The sequence below is a fragment of the Paeniroseomonas aquatica genome (assembly GCF_030409335.1).
Classification (GTDB): domain Bacteria; phylum Pseudomonadota; class Alphaproteobacteria; order Acetobacterales; family Acetobacteraceae; genus Belnapia; species Belnapia aquatica.
In genome coordinates, this window is sequence record NZ_JAUFPN010000229.1 from 1 (window position 1) to 713 (window position 713).

The 713-nt window shown below is 66.8% G+C and carries 2 protein-coding genes; both read left to right on the plus strand.

Annotated elements, in window-relative coordinates:
- Nucleotides 1-342: hypothetical protein (locus QWZ14_RS29000; protein ID WP_290320547.1), on the plus strand; the 342-nt coding region annotated here is incomplete at its 5' end.
- Nucleotide 343: 1 nt separating this feature from the next.
- Nucleotides 344-713 (plus strand): hypothetical protein (locus QWZ14_RS29005; protein ID WP_290320548.1); only part of this gene is annotated, 370 nt, incomplete at its 3' end.

Below are 713 nucleotides of genomic sequence, written 5' to 3' on the forward strand. Positions count from 1 at the left end.
ATCGTGGGCCTCACCCACTCCACGACCGCTGACTACCGGATCCGGTTCAAAGTCCAGGGGAGCTGGTTGTTCGCGAAGGTGTGGAACGCTGCCAGCTCGGAGCCGACGCAGTGGACCGATTGTGCCTGGGACACGGCGATCACCGCGGCCGGATCGTGGGGCATCCGCACGGCCTTGACGTCGGGGAACACCAACACGTTGCCGGTGTCCGTCCAGTTCGACACCGACGCGACCACCCACCCGCAGGCGATTTCCGTCACCCGTTCGGTCAACACGGTCGTCAAAGCCCAGGCGGCCGGCGCGCCGGTCGGGCTCTTCCAGCCGAACTACCTGGGGCTGTGAGATGACGTTCTACTACCGGGCCCTGAAACCCGGCGACGTCATCACGAAGTCCCTCCTGGACGACCGGGAGCTGCTGTCGGCGGTGAAAACCGGGAACCAGACCGTGAACAACTCCGCGACGAACGTCACCGACCTCCACCTGGTGCTTCCGTTGGCGGCGAACACGAACTACCACGTGTCTGCGGTCTTCATCGTCTCCGGGCCGACCGCCGCGGACTGGAAGCAGCAGTGGACCGCACCCGCCGGCGCGGCCGGGACACGGTTCACCCACGGCCCCTCAACAGCGACCACCACGGTCCGCAACGTGCCGATCCAGTTCAGGTCGGCGCCACTCACCACGAGCCTGTCCTACGGCACCGACGGGACCGAGC